General features: G+C 55.1%; 17 protein-coding genes. 9 read left to right on the plus strand and 8 right to left on the minus strand.

Features of this window, described 5'->3' with window-relative positions; genetic code table 11:
* Positions 1-2: 2 nt before the first annotated feature.
* The 7 genes from MVO87_RS09685 to MVO87_RS09715 all read right to left on the minus strand — a co-directional run bounded on the left by MVO87_RS09685 (position 3) and on the right by MVO87_RS09715 (position 8,148).
* Positions 3-926: a respiratory chain complex I subunit 1 family protein gene (locus MVO87_RS09685; RefSeq protein WP_297516247.1), complete on the minus strand. Its 924-nt coding sequence runs from the start codon at positions 924-926 to the stop codon at positions 3-5.
* A gap of 4 nt (positions 927-930) precedes the next feature.
* Positions 931-2,925: a proton-conducting transporter transmembrane domain-containing protein gene (locus MVO87_RS09690; protein ID WP_297516250.1), complete on the minus strand. Its 1,995-nt coding sequence runs from the start codon at positions 2,923-2,925 to the stop codon at positions 931-933.
* Between the two features lie 6 nt (positions 2,926-2,931).
* Complete coding sequence (locus MVO87_RS09695; protein WP_297516253.1) at positions 2,932-4,317, minus strand: proton-conducting transporter transmembrane domain-containing protein; 1,386 nt, start codon at positions 4,315-4,317, stop codon at positions 2,932-2,934.
* Between the two features lie 46 nt (positions 4,318-4,363).
* Entirely contained in the window at positions 4,364-4,861 is a 498-nt protein-coding gene (locus MVO87_RS09700; RefSeq protein WP_297516256.1) for a 4Fe-4S dicluster domain-containing protein, read from the minus strand.
* Positions 4,862-4,871: 10 nt separating this feature from the next.
* The gene (locus MVO87_RS09705; protein ID WP_297516762.1) at positions 4,872-6,929 is read right to left on the minus strand and encodes a molybdopterin oxidoreductase family protein; all 2,058 of its coding nucleotides are present in this window, start codon (positions 6,927-6,929) and stop codon (positions 4,872-4,874) included.
* Positions 6,930-7,056: 127 nt separating this feature from the next.
* Positions 7,057-7,650 (minus strand): TetR/AcrR family transcriptional regulator, encoded by a 594-nt coding sequence (locus MVO87_RS09710; RefSeq protein WP_297516770.1) that lies wholly within the window; start codon positions 7,648-7,650, stop codon positions 7,057-7,059.
* 114 nt (positions 7,651-7,764) lie between these two features.
* Positions 7,765-8,148 carry a DUF302 domain-containing protein gene (locus MVO87_RS09715; protein WP_297516768.1) on the minus strand — a complete coding sequence of 128 codons (384 nt, stop codon included), beginning with the start codon at positions 8,146-8,148 and terminating at the stop codon, positions 7,765-7,767.
* Between the two features lie 69 nt (positions 8,149-8,217).
* Here MVO87_RS09715 and MVO87_RS09720 point away from each other — a divergent pair, with 69 nt between their 5' ends.
* The 9 genes from MVO87_RS09720 (at position 8,218) to hypE (ending at position 14,749) form a co-directional block, all read left to right on the plus strand.
* Positions 8,218-8,472 (plus strand): HypC/HybG/HupF family hydrogenase formation chaperone, encoded by a 255-nt coding sequence (locus MVO87_RS09720; RefSeq protein WP_297516766.1) that lies wholly within the window; start codon positions 8,218-8,220, stop codon positions 8,470-8,472.
* Positions 8,473-8,517: 45 nt separating this feature from the next.
* A complete protein-coding gene (locus MVO87_RS09725; protein ID WP_297516764.1) occupies positions 8,518-8,778 on the plus strand; it encodes a HypC/HybG/HupF family hydrogenase formation chaperone in 261 nt (86 codons plus the stop codon).
* Position 8,779: 1 nt separating this feature from the next.
* Positions 8,780-9,904, plus strand: a complete 1,125-nt coding sequence (gene hypD / locus MVO87_RS09730; protein WP_297552999.1) for a hydrogenase formation protein HypD — start codon at positions 8,780-8,782, stop codon at positions 9,902-9,904.
* Between the two features lie 44 nt (positions 9,905-9,948).
* Positions 9,949-10,134: an antitoxin family protein gene (locus MVO87_RS09735; RefSeq protein WP_285519122.1), complete on the plus strand. Its 186-nt coding sequence runs from the start codon at positions 9,949-9,951 to the stop codon at positions 10,132-10,134.
* A complete protein-coding gene (locus tag MVO87_RS09740; protein ID WP_297516820.1) occupies positions 10,118-10,555 on the plus strand; it encodes a PIN domain-containing protein in 438 nt (145 codons plus the stop codon). The genes MVO87_RS09735 and MVO87_RS09740 overlap by 17 nt, the downstream gene beginning before the upstream one ends.
* Positions 10,556-10,648: 93 nt before the next feature.
* Positions 10,649-12,967: a carbamoyltransferase HypF gene (gene hypF / locus MVO87_RS09745; RefSeq protein ID WP_297516823.1), complete on the plus strand. Its 2,319-nt coding sequence runs from the start codon at positions 10,649-10,651 to the stop codon at positions 12,965-12,967.
* 47 nt (positions 12,968-13,014) lie between these two features.
* On the plus strand, positions 13,015-13,341 hold the full coding sequence (locus MVO87_RS09750; protein WP_297553001.1) for a nucleotidyltransferase domain-containing protein: 327 nt from the start codon (positions 13,015-13,017) through the stop codon (positions 13,339-13,341).
* On the plus strand, positions 13,338-13,730 hold the full coding sequence (locus MVO87_RS09755) for a HEPN domain-containing protein (protein WP_297552989.1): 393 nt from the start codon (positions 13,338-13,340) through the stop codon (positions 13,728-13,730). Before MVO87_RS09750 ends, MVO87_RS09755 begins: the two co-directional genes overlap by 4 nt.
* A 2-nt stretch (positions 13,731-13,732) precedes the next feature.
* Positions 13,733-14,749: a hydrogenase expression/formation protein HypE gene (hypE, locus tag MVO87_RS09760; protein ID WP_297552991.1), complete on the plus strand. Its 1,017-nt coding sequence runs from the start codon at positions 13,733-13,735 to the stop codon at positions 14,747-14,749.
* Here hypE and acs read toward each other — a convergent pair.
* The coding region (gene acs / locus MVO87_RS09765) for an acetate--CoA ligase (protein ID WP_297552993.1) at positions 14,746-16,565 on the minus strand (1,820 nt) is incomplete at its 5' end. The genes hypE and acs overlap by 4 nt on opposite strands.

Below are 16,565 nucleotides of genomic sequence, written 5' to 3' on the forward strand. Positions count from 1 at the left end.
ATTCACCACCCCATGAACGCTATGGCAAGGATAACTATCCCGGCAAAGAAAGCCCTCGTGTTCATCTTAACAACGTGGTCAATCCTGAGCCTCGCGTTCGTTGCTTCGAGTGAGGCTATGACCGGATACAGCGCCACCGTCAGGAGGAACTGAACCGCGAGCACCTCTGCCGCCTTGAGAGTCGTGTTTATCGGCCCGACCCACGGGAGGACGAGCAGGCTGACGAAGAACCACAGCAGGGCGAAGCGCTTGATGTAGATGGCGTAGTAGAAGACTCCGAGGAGCCTTCCGCTGTACTCGCTGAGCGGACCGCCTATAACCTCCTGCTCCGCCTCCGCTATGTCAAAGGGCATGAAGCCGCTCTCGACGTAGAGCGCGTAGGCGAGCAGGACGTAGGTCATGACGAGCGAGGGGGTGAGGTGCAGGTTGGCTATGATGTCAGAGATGTTGAGCGAGCCCGCGTTGTAAGCGAGGACTCCGTAGAGGATTGCAATGAGGGGCTCGACGGTGAGGATTATCTGCATCTCCCTGGCCGAACCGAGGTGGCTGAAGGCGTTCTGGACTGTCAGGCCAGCGAGCATGAGGAACACGCTGACCATCAGTATCACGTAGAAGAACACCACTAAGTTGAAGCCTATGTCAATCGGCACCACGTTTCCGTAGGGAAGGAGGAGCGCGCCGATTACTGCCGAGGCGAGTGCCAGATAAGGCGCCCAGGTGAAGAGCGCGCTCTTGGTCGGCTTAACCGACGGAAGGCTGAAGAGCTTGTTGAGGTCGTACCAGGTCTGCATGAGCGGTGGCCCGCGCCTGTACTGGAGCCTTGCCTTAACCCTTCTCGCTATTCCGTCGAGGTAAGGGGGCAGGAGGAAGGTCAGGAGCACACCGATAAAGCTGAAGGCGAGCTTGGCCGTCGTCTCCATTTTCATCACCTCACATGACTATCAGCAGTCCCACGATAGCCCCAACGACGACGAGGGCTATGACGACGAATGTGCCGAGCCTTATTCCTGGGATGACGTTCTTTGCTATGTTGAGGAACCTGATGAGAGGCTTGAAGACCTCCTCGTCTATGTGCATGACTTCCCTTTCGCGGAGGTCGTCAAGGGTCTCTATCCTGGTGTACGGTGTGTCGACTATCTTGGTGAAGTAGCTCGCCATCCAGAGGTAAGCCCTGGTTATGTAGTGAATCGCTCCAGCTCCGACGCGGTAGAACCAGTCGCCTAACCTATAGAACGAGCCTATCTTCTCCTCGTACTTGAGGTAGTAGCCCTCGGCGTTTATCCTGTACTCGTCCTCGTCTATCTGGGTTGAACCGCAGTCCCAGGGCTTGGCCTCCTTTCCGAACTCAGGCTTGAAGACGAGGTAGAGTCCAAAGGTCAGTACTCCGAGGACTATCACGAAGAGCACTGGAGAGAACATCACCGACTGGAAGCCAATCTTGTAGAGGTTCTCGTTTATCGGGGCGTTGAAGACGTTGAGGATTCCCGTTACAGTTCCAGGGAAGACGCCTATGAGGAGCGTTAAGCCTGCGAGAACCCACTGACCAACGAGCATCCCAGCTGGAACCTCCTGAACGCTCTCGTAGCGCTTCATCTCACCGCCGAACTGGGCACCATAGAGCTTTATTGAATACGCCAGAGTTCCCGCACTGAGGAATGCCGCGAGGACGGCGCCGAGGGCCAGGATGTAACTGTCGGAATAGTAGCCCGAGACGTAGATGAGCCACTTGCTTATGAAGCCGTTGAAGGGTGGAACGCCACTTATGGCGAGCGAGGCAAAGAGCGCCGCCAAAGCTGTTACCTTCATAGTCTTTCCGAGGCCACCGAGCTCGTTGAGCTCAACGGTTCCCGTCCTGTACTCAACTGCCCCCGCCGATAGGAAGAGCGAGGCCTTGAATATCGCGTGGTTGAGGGCGTGGAAGAGTCCCGCGAAGGCCCCAAGTGCTCCAACGGCACCGAGGAAGCCACCCTTCGGGATGAGGGCCATTCCTACTCCAAGGCCGAACCAGACGTAGCCCATCTGGCCGATGGATGAGTAAGCCAAGAGCCTCTTGGCGTTGGTCTCCCTGAGGGCATAGAGGGTTCCGACGGTGAGGGTTATCGCGCCTATCACCGCGACGAAGAGGCCGAGGTTGTAGCTCGTTCCGACGGTTCTCCAGATGAGGGCTATGAGGCCATAGATGGCCACTTTCTCCATTGCACCGGCCATTACAGCCGAAACGCTGGTTGGAGCGGCCCTGTAGGTCTCGGCAACCCAGAAGTGGAATGGCACCATACCCGACTTTGCCATGAATGCCACCATAAGGAGCGCCGTGAAGACGGCCTTGGTGCTGGCAGGGGCGGTTGCCATCGCGTTCGCTATGTTCTCAAAGGTGAGTTCTTCAAAGTTTCCAATCAGAGAATAAGCGGTTCCCAGGGCGAGGAAGAGCGGAATCGTGTCGAGGAAGTGCATGGTGATGTAGTACTTGACGCTCGCGTTGACGTCCCTCGCTTTTTCGCTGAAGAACACCAGCACGAACGAGCTGAGGGTCATAAGCTCCCAGCCCATGACGAAGTACTCCATGCTGTCCGCAGTAACTATGAGGGTCATGCTCGCAAGGAAGGTGTTGTACGCTATGGCGTAGACCCAGCCCTTTCCGACCTTTTCGAAGAGCTCCATGTAGTTTATCGCGTAGAGCGAAGCCGCCGCTCCGACGAGGCCAATTATGAGGAGGAACACTATCGAAAGGTCATCTATCCTGATGGGGATTCCGAAGAGGTCGCCCGAGACAGGGCCGCTGGTGTAAACTTCGTAAACCTGCCAGAGGAGGGCGAGTGAACCGAGGAATGCCATGAAGCTTGACGCCTTAACCGTGGCCTTGTAGTCCCTAAGCAGGCCGACGAGACCACCGAGGATGAAAGCCCCAATCGCGTATTCGAGTATCATCTCACATCACCCCGCAAAGCCTATCTTCATCACAACGTCGAGGCTGACCCAGGGCATCACTATGCCGACGATTATGAGGACGATGAGCACCGCAACGATGACCTTTGGCTCCTTCTTGGGCTCACCCTCGCCGAAGAAGCTCTCCCTGAACCAGAGGAGCACCACGACCAGGAATATTGCCGCGTCTATGAGAATCACCGTAGGGAAGAGCCATGAGGCGATTCCCTTGGCGTGCCTGGTGCTCATAATTGTGAAAGCCTTGCTGAAGAACAGTCCGAGGGGTAAGACACCCGAGAGACCAAGGAAGCTGAGGAACCAGGCTATGCTCGCCCAGGGGACGGTTCTTCTCATGCCCTTAATGAGCTTGAGGTCGGTGGTGCCGTATGCTAAGGCGAGTCCGCCGACGGAAGCGAAGGCGAGGGCCTTAACGACCGCGTGGTTGACGACCTGGTAGAGGGCAATCTGGATTCCCGCAACGTGGCCGAGGAGGGCGTAGGCGAGGGTTATGTAGGCAACTCCCGCGTGTGCCATGGTTGAGTAAGTTATGAGCCTCTTGGCGTCGCGCTGGAGTGGATAGTAAATCATCATCAGGATTACAAGGGCAACGCTCAAACTACCGAGAACCCAGAAGTAGTCGTCGTTGGGCTTCATATACTGGATAACCCTGAAGAGCATGTACGCACCGAGAGGGACAATCGAGGCGGCGTGGACGTAAGCACTTGCTGGAATCGGTGAGGCGGTTGAATCTGGGAGCCAGGAGTAGAACGGGAACTGGGAGCTCATCATGAAGGCCGCGAAGATTAGCAGGAGGAATGCCGTACCGTCATAAGTGGCCGTGGTGAGGTCCTGTCCTGTGCCGAGAACGGCAACCGCTCCGAGGATGAGGAGCACGCCAACGTTGAGGACGAGGAAGGCCTTGAGGGCGTCGGTCTTGGCACCGCCGAGCTCAATTAAGCCGAGTATGGCTATCGCCATGAGCTCAAGCGCAACGGCAAACTGGACGAGGTTTGTGGAGTATATGAAGACCATGCTGGCCCCTGTGAGCAGGCCGAAGAGCGCGTAGAACTTCCCTTTCCCTGAGTCAAGGAACCTGCTCGCGTAGACTGCCATGAGAAACGCAATCAGTATCGAGACGAAGCCCATGAGGATTGAAGCGACGTCCACGTTTATCCCAAAGACCTCGCCGAGGTTGCCGGTGGTAACGTAGCTCGTATGATAGACCTTCTCGGAGCCCTTTGAGAAGAAGTCGTAGACCGCTACACCATTGAGGAGCAGGGAAACGCCGAGGACCAAGCTCGCTATCAGGTCGGCGGTCTTTCCCTCGAGCTTCCAGATGAGCAGAAGCGCGAAGGGGATGAGCGCTGAGATTAGCACCAGTTCAATCATCACCATCACCCCTTGGTTTTTAACCCTTGGTTTTCGTTGTAAAAAAATAATGTCAGAGGACGAGGTAGGCCTTCTCGCCCTCTCCCTTCTCGGCCGAGCCCTTCAGGTTGGCAACTACCTTTCCTTCCCTGTTCCAGAGTATCTCGTTTATCTCACCGAACTTGAGGGCCTCAGTTGGGCATGCCGAGACACAGGCCGGAAGCAGACCCTCCGCCCTTCTGTCGGCACAGAGGTCGCACTTGTCCATAATCTTGTTCTCCTCGTCGAGCTTGGGGACGCCGAACGGACAGGCAACGGCACACATGAGACAGCCGATACACTTGAGGGGGTCAAAGGCAACAGCGCCGTCCTCGTCCCTGAAGAGGGCTCCGGTCGGACAGACGTTCATACAGGGTGCCTTCTCACAGTGGCGGCAGTTGAAGGGGACGGTGAAGAGGTCGGGGAACTCGAAGACCCTGATGCGGGCTTCGCCGTGGGTCATCTCACAGGCCACTTCACAGGCCTTACAGCCGATACAGCGCTTATAGTCAAGGAAAATCTTCTTGCTCATTCCAACCACCTCACTCCTCTACCTTCCTAACCCTGGCCGCGACGGCCTTGAGCTCGGCCATCTTGGTCTTCTCGTGGGTAACCTCAAGGGTCAGGACGTTGATGTTCCAGTGGTTCGGCATCGCTATGACTCCCTCCCTGACGTGCTCGGTAACCTCTGCCCTGACGAGAACGCTTCCGCGTCTGGTCTCGACCTTGACGAGGTCTCCGCTCTTTATGCCGTACTTCTCGGCGTCCTTCGGGTTAATCATGACGTACTCCTCTGGCCAACGCTTCTTCAGGCTGGGGCTCTCGAAGGACATCGTTCCAGTGTGCCAGTGGCCGACCTGCCTGAAGTTGGTGAGCCAGAGCGGGTACTCCTCGTCGGGCATCTCCGGTGGCTCGCGCCACTTGACGGGCTGGAGGTGTGCCTTTCCATCGGCGGTCTTGAAGCCCTTCTTGAAGAGGACCTTCGTTCCCTCACCGGGCTCTGTGCACGGGAAGAAGCATCCCTCGGGGTGCTCGGTGAGGTATTCTGGAGTCGCGCCCTTGAACATCGGAATGACGCTGTTTATCTCCCTGAGAATCTCGTCCGGGTGCTCGTACTTGAAGTACTCGCCGAGGCCGAGCTCCTTGGCGAGCTCAACCAGGATAAGCCAGTCGGGCTTGGCCTCCCCAGGCGGATTGGCGGCCTTGTAAGTCCTCTGAACCCTTCTCTCGGCGCTTATAGCTGTTCCCGTCTTCTCGAACCAGGCCGCGGCCGGGAGGACTATGTCGGCGTATTTAGCCGTCTCGGTGAGGAATATGTCCTGCACAACGAGGAAGTCAAGCTTCTTGAGCTGCTCCTGAACCCACCTGCTGTTCGGGGCAGACTTGGCGATGTTACCGCCGACGATGTACATCATCTTAATCTTGTTGCCCATCTCACGTATCATGCTGGTGAGGTCAAGGCCAACCCAGTCGGGTATCTTGAAGCCCCAGAGCCTCTCAAGCTCGGCCCTCGCGGCCTCGTCGGTAACGAGCTTTCCTGTCGGGAGCTTGTTGGGGGCAATGCCGCTCATTGCCGCACAGAATCCACACTGCGCTCCTGGGAAGACACCGCTCCAGACGCCCTCCTTGCCGATGTTGCCAGTGATTGCTATGAGGTTCGCGAGGGCGAGAGCGAACTCGAAACCGTTGACGTGCTGGTTGAGACCCTCGTTGACGAGAAGGGCCATTCTCTTTGTCGCTATTAGCCTCGCAACCTTCCTTATGTCCTCGGCAGGGACACCGCTTATCTTCTCCGCCCACTCGGGGGTGTACTCCTTAACGGCCTCTTTGAGCTCCTCGAATCCGGTCGTCCTCTCGTTGACAAACTCCTTGTCGTAGAGCTCCTCGCTTATGACGACGTTGAGCATAGCCAGGGCTATCGCGAGGTCGGTTCCCGGGTAGGGCTTGAGGTGTATGCTCGCGTACTTGTGGCCCCTCGTCTCGCGCGGGTCTATGACGACCATCTCGGCGCCGTTGTCGAGGACGGCCTTCTCGATGTACTGACCGAAGAAAACGGGAGCGGTCTCCGCCGGATTGTGGCCCCAGATGACTATCAGCTCTGCCTTGGCGACGTCCTCGAAGGGGTTTGTAGCCGGAGCGCTTCCGAAGACTGCCGTTCTCGCAGGGGCGTTGGAGTACTGGCAGTACCTCCCCGGGAAGTCAAGGTGGTTAGTTCCTATCGCCTTAGACAGCTTGTGGACGAGGTAGTTCTCCTCGAAGGTTATCTTCTCGCTTCCGAGGAAGGCTATCGCCTCTGGGCCGTAGGTCTCCTTGATTTCCTTAATCTTCTCGGCGATTATTCTGTAAGCTTCGCTCCAGCTTATCTCCTCAAACTTTCCTTCTCCCTTCTCACCAACACGCTTGAGGGGTTTCTTGAGTCTCTTGGAGCTGTTGATGAACTGGTAGGAAGCAACGCCCTTGGGACAGAGCTTTCCGCGGTTGACGGTGGGGTGGTCGTAGTCGAATTCAATCCTCCTGATGTATCCGTTAACGCTGACCGCGTAGAAGCGACAGCCGACTGAACACCAGGGGCATACAACCGGCACGAGTTTCTCTGCCATGGCTATCACCTTTTGATGACTGACCAGTCATTTAGGGTGGACGTCAAAACCTTAAATAGTTTTCTGCAATAAACGAAACAAAAAGGCTTTACAGGTGGTCATAAGTTAAACAGAACTGTACACTATGTTAAACGCTTGCCGAGAGACGGAGGTGATTCAAGACGACTTCAACGGCCTTCCTGAGGTAGTGCTCTCTCGAAAAGCCCAGACAGTCCCCTGCATGAAGGTAATGCATCAAAGATGCTAAAAACACCTGAAAAGCTATGAGCGCGTCCTCAAAGCCCACTTTAACGTAGGCAGTAATTCTCCTCGCTCCTTCCCTTAAAAGCTCCGAACAGGACTGACGGTAGATTTCATCTATGCTCTTCATTCTTTCCCGAACCGAGAGCATATGGAAAAAGATTTCTGCTCGGTAGTTCTCCGAATAAAAGTTAAGGAACTCTTTCCCAAGCTGGAGGAGGTAGCTTTCCAAGGTTGGGAACGAGACCGTTATGTATGGGTCGTTTAAGGACGGCATGGCCATTATGGGCATTACCTCAAAGGCGAGCTCCTTTATGAGGTCGTCCTTGCTCTTGAAGTAGAGGTAAAACGTCCCCTTAGCAACACCCGCTCTGGCGACTATCTCATCTACCGTGGTCTTGTCGAAGCCTTTCTTCGCGAAGAGCTCCATTGCAGAGGACACGAGTTTCTCGCGGGTTTTACCAGGGGACTTTGTAGCCATGACCACCACTTCTGACTACACGGTCATTTTCTTATGGACAGTTATGTGCAGAAGGATAATTTAAACTTTCCGCTCGGGGGACATCACATAGAGAACAAAAAAGAGTCTGTAAAATCACAGAATCGAATTAATCAGCTCCTCATCTACCTTTGCGACCTCTGAGAGGAGCTCCCCAAGCTCTCCAGGAACCATCTTTGCGAAAAGCCCCATGTTCATACCGAAGACGTACACACCGTCAGGCATCTCTATTATGGAGAACTTGCACGGCATCATGGCTGAAATCCAGCGGTTCTCGGGCTTTTCGAGGGCCTTCTTTGCGAACTCCTTGTTGCAGATTTCAACGATTGCAAACCGTATTCCGAGCTTTTCGGTGAAGTCATGCTCCCCGATAACGCTCCAGCCCAGCTCGTCAACCTTTTTCTTAATCCTCTCGAGAGTTTCCTCAAATCCGTGTTTGCTTTTCACGCCTTTGACCATCTGCTTCATCATGTCTTCCATGTCAATCACCTGACTGACTGGTCAGGAAAAGGTCTATAAATCGTTTTCCTTCACCTTTGGTTGATAACCATGGCCCTGATGTTAGCTGGAAGGGTCGTTGAAGTCAGGGATGGAAAGGCGATAGTGGACGTTGAGGGCCAGCTCAGAGAAGCAAAGCTGGACTTCGTGAGGAACGTGAAACCTGGGGACTACGTGAAGATTTACTACGGCATAGTCCTTGAGAAGGTCACGAGAGAAGAGGCCGAGGAGACCCTTGCGAGGTGCTCCTACCACCGCTCGAGCAAACTCGAACTGACCTTCACGGTTTCAAACCTGAAGTTTTAGATAGGCCTAAATAACCCGCTCGAGAACTCTGGGTAGGTGAAGCTCATGTGCTTGGCAACTGTTGCTAAGGTTTTGGAAGTTAACAGGGAGAAGGGAACCGCGTGGGTTGACTTCGGGGGCGTCAAGAGGGAGGCGAGGATTGATTTGATGCCCGACGTTGAGCCCGGCGAGTACGTGCTGATTCACACGGGTTTCATAATCGAGCGCGTTGATGAAGAGACCGCGAAGGAAATCCTCTCGGCCTGGGACGAGGTCTTCAAGCTCGAAAAGGATGCGATAGGCGGCTACTACTACCCGGGTGATTGAGATGAGCCTGCAGTCGGTTCTTGCCCCCTACAGGGACAGGGGAATAGCCCAAAAGCTCGTGGAGAAAATCAAGGAAGAAGCCAAAACTCTTGACGGTGAGATAAGGATAATGCACGTCTGCGGGACCCACGAGGACACGATTACCCGCTCTGGAATTCGCTCGCTCCTTCCAGAGAACGTTAAAGTCGTCAGCGGACCCGGCTGTCCGGTCTGCATAACACCGGTTGAAGACATCGTGGCGATGCAGCTGATTATGAAAAAGGCCCGCGAGGAGGGGGAAGAAATAATTCTCACGACCTTCGGTGACATGTACAAAATCCCCACTCCAATGGGAAGCTTTGCCGACTTGAAGAGCGAGGGCTACGACGTGAGGGTGGTTTACTCAATCTACGACGCCTACAAGATGGCCAAGGAGAACCCCGACAAAATCGTCGTCCACTTCAGCCCTGGCTTTGAGACCACGACCGCCCCTACTGCAGGAATGCTCAACGCCGTCGTCAACGAGGGCATCGAGAACTTCAAGATTTATTCCGTGCACAGGCTCACGCCCCAGGGAATAGAGGTTCTCATAAAGCAGAAGAGCAGGATTGATGCCCTTATCGATGCTGGTCACGTCTCGACGATAATAGGCGTCAGGGGCTGGGAGTTCCTGAGCGAGAAGTATGGAATCCCACAGGTCATAGCGGGCTTCGAGCCAAACGACGTCCTCCTCGCGATTCTACTCCTCATACGGATGTACAAAGAGGGGGACGCGAGGGTAGTGAACGAGTACAAGCGTGCCGTCAAATATGAGGGCAACGTGGTGGCCCAGCGGTTAATCGACAAGTTCTTCGAAGTTAAGGACGCGAAGTGGCGCGCCCTCGGAGTCCTCCCGGGAACGGGGCTGGAAGTAAGAAAGGAGTGGAAGGAGCTCGAAATCAGGAACTTCTACCACGTCGAGGTGCCGAAAAACCTGCCAGACCTTGAGAAAGGCTGTCTCTGCGGTGCCGTGCTAAGGGGTCTGGCGATGCCAACCGACTGCCCGCACTTCGGCAAGACCTGCACGCCGAGGCACCCGATAGGGCCCTGCATGGTGTCCTACGAGGGAACCTGCCACATCTTCTACAAGTACGGGGCGTTGTTTTAGTGAGGCATAAATACAATGAGAACCAAAACTAAAGCGGTGGGAGCATGGAGGAGGTAAAGGCCGTTTACCACAAGGGCGTCCTCGTTCCACTCGAAAAGGTTCACCTTCGTGAAGGCGAGGAGGTAACCGTGGTCATCAAGAAGAAGGCCCCCAGAAAATACTTCGGAATGTTCAGAAAGGAGGACGTTGAAAAGGTCATAGAGGAGATTGAGAATGAAGGCGTTCTATGACAGCAACGTCTTTCTTAAATTTTTAGGCGGTGACAGGGAAGCGGGAGAACTCATCGACTCAGTCTTTGAAGGAACAGTTGAAGGGGTTATCAACTGGGTTGTTTTGTCAGAAGTCACCTTTGGTTACCTGAAACTCGCAACAAACCTCAGGCCGTATGACCTAAAGAAAAAGCTCTCAAAAATCGACGTCGATTTGAACCCAGTACGTGAGCTGGTGGAGCCGTTCAAAGTTCTGGAAGCCAGTTATACACCTGACGAACTTTTCAGCACTATACGAGCGTTCGGACTCCTCCCAAACGATGCCCTGATAGCGTTAACGTGCCAACGGGAGAAGATTCCGCTTGTCAGCTTTGACTCCGATTTCGACAGCGTACCCGACTTGAGGAGGATAACGAATTTCAAAGAATTGCTCGGTGGGTAGAACACCAAAGGTTCAAAACTCCCCTCTCGTTTTCAACTTTTGGTTTTGGAAATCTATAAAGGCTCCAAATACCGAGAAAAAGCGGTGAAAGCCATGAAGGCCTACCGTATTCACGTTCAGGGCATCGTTCAGGCCGTTGGATTCAGGCCGTTCATCTATAGAATAGCTCACGAGCACAACCTGAGGGGTTACGTCAAGAACCTCGGGGATGCGGGAGTCGAGATAGTCGTCGAGGGGCGAGAGGAAGATATAGAGGCTTTCATACGGGACATCCACCGCAAGAAGCCCCCGCTCGCGAGGATTGATAGGCTTGAGAAGAAGGAAATCCCACCGCAGGGTTTCCCGGAGTTCTACATCGAGAAGAGCTCCAAGGGTGGAAGGGGAGGGGACTCGATAATCCCGCCCGACATAGCAATCTGCGAAGACTGCCTGAGGGAGCTCTTCGACCCGACGAACAAGCGCTATATGTACCCCTTCATCGTCTGCACCAACTGCGGGCCGAGGTTCACAATCATCGAGGACCTGCCATACGACCGCGAGAACACCACGATGCGCGAGTTTCCCATGTGCGACTTCTGCAGGAGCGAGTACGAGGACCCCCTCAACAGGCGCTACCACGCCGAGCCAATAGCCTGTCCCGTCTGCGGGCCGAGTTACAGGCTCTACACGAGCGACGGGGAGGAAATTACTGGTGACCCGCTCAGGAAGGCGGCGGAGCTGATAGACAGGGGCTACATCGTGGCCATCAAGGGAATCGGCGGAATCCATCTGGCGTGCGACGCGACAAGGGAAGACGTCGTTGCAGAGCTGAGGAAGAGGACTTTCAGACCCCAGAAGCCCTTCGCCATAATGGCTGACTCAGTTGAGACGGTCAGAAGCTTCGCCTACGTGAGCAGGGAGGAAGAGGATGAGTTAACCAGCTACAGGCGTCCAATCATAACGCTCCGCAAGAGGGAGCCCTTCCCCCTGCCCGAAAACCTCGCGCCGGGACTTCACACAATCGGCGTCATGCTCCCCTACGCGGGAACGCACTACATACTCTTCCACTGGAGCAAGACTAAGGTCTACGTTATGACCTCAGCCAACTACCCTGGAATGCCGATGGTCAAGGACAACGAGAGGGCCTTTGAAGAGCTGAGGGATATGGCCGACTACCTGCTCCTCCACAACAGGAAGATACTCAACAGAGCAGATGACAGCGTGATTCGCTTCGTCGACGGAAGGAGGGCAGTGATAAGGAGAAGCAGAGGTTTCGTGCCATTGCCGATAGATATTCCCTTCAACTACCGCGGTTTAGCCGTTGGCGCCGAGCTGATGAACGCCTTCGGCGTGGCCAAGAACGGAAAGGTATACCCGAGCCAGTACATCGGCAACACGGGGAAGGTCGAGGTTCTTGAGTTCATGAGGGGAGCGATAGAGCACTTCAAGAGAATCCTAAGGGTTAAGGAGTTCGATTTAATCGTTGCCGACCTCCACCCGACCTACAACACGACGAAGCTCGCCATGGAGCTTGCCAACGAGATGGGGATTGAGCTCCTCCAGGTTCAGCACCACTACGCCCACATAGCGAGCGTTTTAGCGGAGAAGAACCTCGAAAGTGCCGTTGGAATAGCCGTTGATGGAGTCGGCTACGGGACGGATGGAAACGTTTGGGGCGGTGAGGTGCTCTATCTGGGCTATGAGGACGTTGAAAGACTGGCGCACATAGACTACTACCCTCTCCCGGGCGGTGATTTGGCGAGCCACTACCCGCTCAGGGCCCTGATGGGAATACTGAGCAAGGTTTATGGCATAGATGAGCTTGAAGGGATCATAAGGAAGTGCTGTCCGAAGGCGATAGAAAGCTTAAAGTACGGCGAGGTTGAGTTCTCGGTCGCTTTGAACCAGCTCGCCAAGGGCATAAACCTCGCCTACGCTTCCTCGACGGGCAGGGTTCTGGATGCTTTCGCGGTTCTGCTCAACGTGGCCTACAGAAGGCATTACGAGGGCGAGCCGGCGATGAAGCTCGAGAGCTTCGCGATGACGGGCAAGAACGACCTCGGCTTTACTGTCCCGGTTGAAGGCGAGCTGATAAGGGTGGAAGAGCTCTTCACTCAGACTCTCGATGTCCTCGAAAAAGCCTCGCCAGCTGACATCGCTTACTCGGTTCACCTTGCATTGGCAAGGGCCTTTGTAGGGGTTGCCATCGAGAAGGCCAGGGAGTTCGGAGTTAAAGACGTCGTCATGAGCGGTGGTGTTGCCTACAACGAGCTGATAGTCAAAACCGTGAGGAAGGCGGTTGAGGCGTCGGGCCTTAAGTTCCACGTCACGACGGAAGTCCCACGCGGAGACAACGGAATAAACGTCGGCCAAGCCTTCCTCGGCGGGCTCTACCTTGAGGGCTACCTTACGAGGGAAGACTTGATGCTGTGAAAAGGGTTTAAGTGGAAATAGCAAAAATTTATCATGAGGGAAAGACAATGCCCGTAATCCCGAGGGAAGAGCTCTTCGAAATCCTGCGCGAGGTGAAGGAAAGGCTGAGAGATATCCTCGGCGACGAGTTAGTCGAGGTCATCCTCTTCGGCTCGTACGCGAGGGGCGAGGCAAGGGAAGACAGCGATGTTGACGTTTTAGTCGTAGTCAGGAGAAGGCTAACGCTCGAAGAGTACGACAGACTCAGTGAAATTACAGAGAAATATGTTCTGGAGAAAGGGTTAGTTGTCTCGCTCATCGTTTATCCTATCAGTCCGGGAATGGAACACGACCCGCTGATTCAGAACGTTCACGTGGAGGGCATCAAAGTATGAACAAATACGAGGAAATGCTGAAAAAAGCCCACGAGAGTCTTGAGGCGTCGAAAACGTTGCTGGAGAGGGGATTTTATGCCTTCGCGCTCTCACGGGGCTATTACACGATGTTCTACTGCGCCGAGGCGATTCTGCTGACAAAAGGAATAAGCGTCTCAAAGCATTCTGCAGTCATAGCACTCTTCGGCAGGGAGTTCGTGAAGACCGGCGAAGTTCCCCACAAGTTTTTCACGCACCTTCGCACCGCATTTAATCTCAGACAGACCGCGGATTACTCCTTCGTGGTTGATATAACCGAGGAAGAGGCGCGCGAAAACATAAGACGCGCCGAAGAATTCCTTGAATTTACGAGGCGCTATCTAACTTCGAAAGGCTTTCTGGAGGTTTGAAAATGGGTGAAAAGATAAAGCTCGAACACGGTGCTGGCGGGGAAATAATGGAGGAGCTCCTGAGAAACGTCATACTGAAGACCCTAACACTGAAGAGCGCAGGGGGAATAGGACTCGACCAGCTCGACGACGGGGCGACGATACCGTTCGGAGATAAGCACCTCGTCTTCACGATAGATGGCCACACCGTTAAGCCGCTATTCTTCCCGGGTGGAGACATAGGAAGGCTCGCGGTTAGCGGGACGGTGAACGACCTGGCGGTGATGGGGGCCAAGCCCTTGGCCTTAGCAAACTCGATGATTATTGGTGAGGGCCTCGACATGGAAGTCCTTGAAAGGGTTCTCCGCTCGATGGACGAAACCGCCAGAGAAGTTCCCGTTCCAATAGTCACGGGCGACACCAAGGTGGTCGAAGAGCCCATAGAGATGTTCGTGATTACGGCGGGAGTTGGAATCGCGGAGAGGCCGATAAGCGACGCTGGAGCGAAGGTAGGCGACGTTGTTCTGGTCAGCGGGACGATAGGCGACCACGGGATAGCGCTGATGAGCCACAGAGAGGGGATAGCCTTCGAGACCGAGCTGAAGAGCGACGTAGCTCCCATATGGGAGGTCGTTGAAGCCGTCGCAAAAGCGATAGGCTGGGAAAATACACACGCGATGAAGGACCCCACGAGGGCCGGGCTGAGCAACGCCCTCAACGAGATTGCCCGTAAGAGCAACGTCGGAATCCTTGTGAGGGAGGCGGACATACCCGTGAAGCCCGAGGTCAGGGCCGCGAGCGAGATGCTCGGCATAAGTCCCTACGATGTCGCCAACGAGGGCAAGATAGTTATGGTTGTTGCGAGAGAATATGCGGAAGAGGCTCTTGAAGCCATGAGAAAGACGAAGAGGGGCAAAGACGCGGCGATAATAGGGGAGGTAATAGAAGAATACAGAGGAAAGGTTCTCCTCGAAACCGGAATCGGCGGAAAGCGCTTCATGGAGCCTCCCGCTGGAGACCCCGTACCGAGGATATGCTAACGCATCTCAAAGCCTTCAAGGGCCTTTTTCACCTCTTCCACGCTCGCCTCGTCTTCGAGCGTTGAGAGGTCGCCGAGGCCCTTTCCGCTTGCCAAAGCTTTGAGAACCCTGCGCATTATCTTCCCGCTCCTCGTCTTCGGCAGTTTGTTGACGAAGAAAACCTCTGCCGGAGCCGCTATCGGGCCAAGGGTTTCCCTGACGTAGTCTATGAGCTCCTTCTTCAGACCCTCACTCGGGACGACGTTCTCCTTGGGGATTACGAAGGCAACTGGCACCTCACCCTTAATCTCGTCGGGCCTTCCGATTACCGCCGCTTCTGCAACGGCGGGGTGGAGGACTAAAGCGTGCTCTATCTCTGCCGTTCCAATCCTGTGGCCCGAAACGTTCAGCACCTCGTCGGCCCTGCCGAATATCCAGAAGTAGCCTTCATCGTCCTTCATAGCGTAATCAGCGGGGTAGTAAATCCAGATTCCCTCATCGGGCTTGCTGAACCTCTGCCAATAGGTTCTTATGTAGCGCTCGTCGTCTCCCCAGATTCCGAGGAGCATCCCTGGCCAGGGCTTCTTTATCACGAGATAGCCGCGCTCGTTCGGCTCTGCAGGGCTTCCATCGGCCCTGAGAACGTCCGCATCCACGCCGAGACCTGGGAACGTTGCTGAGCCTGGCTTCAGCGGGGGCAGCTGTATTCCGGCCGAAGGATAAATCATGTAGCCACCAGTCTCGGTCTGCCACCAGGTGTCGATTATCGGGCACCTTCCACCGCCGACCACTTCGTAGTACCACTTCCAGGCCCTCGGGTTTATCGGCTCGCCGACCGAACCGAGGAGCCTTAAACTTGAGAGGTCGTGCTTCTTCACCCACTCGTCCCCGTAGCGCATGAGCATTCTAATCGCTGTTGGCGCGGTGTAGAATATCGTCACCCCGTGCTTCTCTATCAGCTCCCAGGGCCTGTCGGGCTTTGGATAGTTGAGAGCCCCCTCGTACATCATCACGGTCAGGCCAAGCGTTAAGGGCCCGTAGACGAGGTAGCTGTGGCCAGTAATCCAGCCGACGTCAGCGGTGTTCCAGAAGAGGTCGCTCTCGGTTATCCCCCACGCCCACTGCATGGTCTTGGCCACGTAGACGAGGTAGCCACCTGTGGAGTGAACGATACCCTTGGGCTTTCCGGTTGTTCCGCTCGTGTAGAGGATGAACAGCGGGTGGTTGCTCTCAACTGGAACAGGCTCAACGTACTTATCCGCCCCCTCAAGGAGGTTGTGCCAGTAGTAATCCCTGCCCTCGACCATGTTGACGCCGTTCTCCTCCCTCCTGAGGACGACGACGCTCTCAACGCTCGGCGTTTCGAGGAGGGCCCTGTCAACTATCTCCTTGAGGTTGAGCTTCTTACCGCGCCTGTAGAGGTAATCTGCCGTGATAACCACCTTTGCCCTTGCGTCGTTGATTCTCGTCGCTAAGGCTTCCGCCGAGAAGCCCGAGAATACAACGCTGTGAATCGCTCCAATTCTGGCACTTGCGAGCATGGCTATGACCACTTCTGGGACGAGGGGCATGTAGATGACGACCCTGTCGCCCTTCCCGACGCCGAGGTTTTTCAGAGCGGAAGCAAAGCGGTTCACCTCGCGGTAGAGCTCGTAGTAGGTTAACGTTCTCGTCTCACCGCGCTCGCTCTCCCAGATTATCGCGGCGCGATTCCTCTTTCCTGCCTTAACGTGCCTATCGAGGGCGTTGTAGCTCGCGTTGAGCTGGCCCCCGACGAACCAGCGGAAGAAAGGCGCCTTTGAGTCGTCGAGGACCTTCTCCCAGGTCTTGAACCAGT

The sequence above is a fragment of the Thermococcus sp. genome (genome assembly GCF_027063845.1).
GTDB lineage: Archaea > Methanobacteriota_B > Thermococci > Thermococcales > Thermococcaceae > Thermococcus.

Coding starts and splice junctions, on each gene's coding strand:
- hypD (WP_297552999.1), top strand. CDS start 8,780: ATGAGCCTGCAGTCGGTTCTTGCCCCCTACAGGGACAGGGGAATAGCC.
- MVO87_RS09695 (WP_297516253.1), bottom strand. CDS start 4,317: ATGGTGATGATTGAACTGGTGCTAATCTCAGCGCTCATCCCCTTCGCG.
- hypE (WP_297552991.1), top strand. CDS start 13,733: ATGGGTGAAAAGATAAAGCTCGAACACGGTGCTGGCGGGGAAATAATG.
- MVO87_RS09700 (WP_297516256.1), bottom strand. CDS start 4,861: ATGAGCAAGAAGATTTTCCTTGACTATAAGCGCTGTATCGGCTGTAAG.
- MVO87_RS09715 (WP_297516768.1), bottom strand. CDS start 8,148: ATGGAAGACATGATGAAGCAGATGGTCAAAGGCGTGAAAAGCAAACAC.
- MVO87_RS09685 (WP_297516247.1), bottom strand. CDS start 926: ATGAAAATGGAGACGACGGCCAAGCTCGCCTTCAGCTTTATCGGTGTG.
- MVO87_RS09755 (WP_297552989.1), top strand. CDS start 13,338: ATGAACAAATACGAGGAAATGCTGAAAAAAGCCCACGAGAGTCTTGAG.
- MVO87_RS09740 (WP_297516820.1), top strand. CDS start 10,118: ATGAAGGCGTTCTATGACAGCAACGTCTTTCTTAAATTTTTAGGCGGT.
- MVO87_RS09750 (WP_297553001.1), top strand. CDS start 13,015: ATGCCCGTAATCCCGAGGGAAGAGCTCTTCGAAATCCTGCGCGAGGTG.
- MVO87_RS09720 (WP_297516766.1), top strand. CDS start 8,218: ATGGCCCTGATGTTAGCTGGAAGGGTCGTTGAAGTCAGGGATGGAAAG.
- MVO87_RS09735 (WP_285519122.1), top strand. CDS start 9,949: ATGGAGGAGGTAAAGGCCGTTTACCACAAGGGCGTCCTCGTTCCACTC.
- MVO87_RS09710 (WP_297516770.1), bottom strand. CDS start 7,650: ATGGCTACAAAGTCCCCTGGTAAAACCCGCGAGAAACTCGTGTCCTCT.
- hypF (WP_297516823.1), top strand. CDS start 10,649: ATGAAGGCCTACCGTATTCACGTTCAGGGCATCGTTCAGGCCGTTGGA.
- MVO87_RS09725 (WP_297516764.1), top strand. CDS start 8,518: ATGTGCTTGGCAACTGTTGCTAAGGTTTTGGAAGTTAACAGGGAGAAG.
- MVO87_RS09690 (WP_297516250.1), bottom strand. CDS start 2,925: ATGATACTCGAATACGCGATTGGGGCTTTCATCCTCGGTGGTCTCGTC.
- MVO87_RS09705 (WP_297516762.1), bottom strand. CDS start 6,929: ATGGCAGAGAAACTCGTGCCGGTTGTATGCCCCTGGTGTTCAGTCGGC.